Source organism: Rhodococcus sp. EPR-157 (assembly GCF_001647195.1).
Classification (GTDB): Bacteria; Actinomycetota; Actinomycetes; order Mycobacteriales; family Mycobacteriaceae; genus Rhodococcoides.
Window position 1 is genome coordinate 1 of sequence record NZ_LVCV01000011.1, and the last position, 1,335, is coordinate 1,335.

Below are 1,335 nucleotides of genomic sequence, written 5' to 3' on the forward strand. Positions count from 1 at the left end.
GGCGGTGCCCGACTGCGCTGGCAGATCACCGCCGGCCAAGTCGGGGCCTACCGAGAACAATTCGGCATCGACACCGACCGCACTCTCATCGGCGATCGACCCGAACACGGGGAAGCGGCTCGCGCGTGGGATCAAGTCAACGCCCGCATCAAGACGATCACCGCACCCGTGTTGGAGCCCGCACACGCACGCCCCGGACAGCAGTCGGCACCGACTCCACAACCTGCGACACCCGATCCGATCGTCGACACGGACCGGGCGCGCCGAGAGGCTGCAGAGCAACGCGCGGCAGAACAACGCCGCCTCGGCGAGCAACGCAAAGCCGAACGCCGCGAACAACTACGCCAGCAGCAAGCCCGACGACCCGGACCGACCCGCGGACCACGCATCTAGGACCGGGCATCCGCACCTTTGGTCCACCGCGACGTCGGGATACTCGAACCAGCGTGGGCAGAGCACCCGGTTCTTGCCCACACTGGTCGAGTGCTGGCGGGCGAGGATCCCGCCGACATTCTGCGAACCAGTTCTCCAAGGTCGGAAACTTCGTCGACGGTGCCTGCCGCTCGACGTGGTCGTCCCGATGGAACGCGCCGGGCGCGGTTGTAAGAAACGGCTCCTCGTAGACGGCCGCGATGGCGTGTATTCGATCGAGGACGTGGATCTGCGTTTGTCGGCGATACCGTACAGCTCGAAGGATGCGTTGATCGCGTCGGCGTTGGGTCCGTCCAACCACTAGACCTTCTTTACCAGTACCGGACTGTTCCGAAGTCTGCACCAGTGCAGGCGTTTTCGATACGGCAGCGAGATCGTTGGGGTCAGTATCGCCGCTATCGACCAGGACTGGGACTTCGACGACGATCTCGAACATTCCGCCGCTGCGGGAGGTCGACCTTCGGCAGGACATCGGCGTTCGGCAAGTATTCGAGATTCGAGGTGTCAGCCCAGCCCGCTCGACGTATGCGGGTGGGATTTAAGGGTCGGTGGGGCTCGTACTGTTCACGATGAGCGTGTGTGCGGCGGCGCAGACCTGGGCTGGATCGACGGTGAAGAAGTACATCCACTGACTGGACGGTGAGACTGAATTGTCAGGGTCGATCGGACGCGCGACCAGGGCGCAGTAGAACCGTTGGCCGATGACGGCGACGGCACCGATTCTTTCCGACGGCTGAACCAGATCGGCATGGCGTACCCCGTCGGTGGCGGAGAACAGTGCGCGGGGTGCATCGAGAGCCTCGATATACGGGTGTTCGAGGGCGAGTTGCTGCAGTTTGCGCGCCATGTCTGCGCTGCACAATTCCGGTTCGCGGAACGCGACGACGATCGTCAGAGTCTCGG

General features: G+C 63.8%; 1 protein-coding gene and 1 pseudogene. One reads left to right on the forward strand and one right to left on the reverse strand.

Going from position 1 to position 1,335, the window contains the following annotated elements; genetic code table 11:
• Window positions 1–393: pseudogene (locus A2J03_RS30805) on the forward strand (hypothetical protein); the annotation flags it as partial.
• 577 nt (window positions 394–970) lie between these two features.
• On the opposite strand, the gene A2J03_RS30810 reads toward A2J03_RS30805, so the two are convergent.
• Window positions 971–1,335, reverse strand: a 365-nt coding sequence (locus A2J03_RS30810; protein ID WP_197480541.1) for a hypothetical protein, incomplete at its 5' end; no start/stop codon positions are given.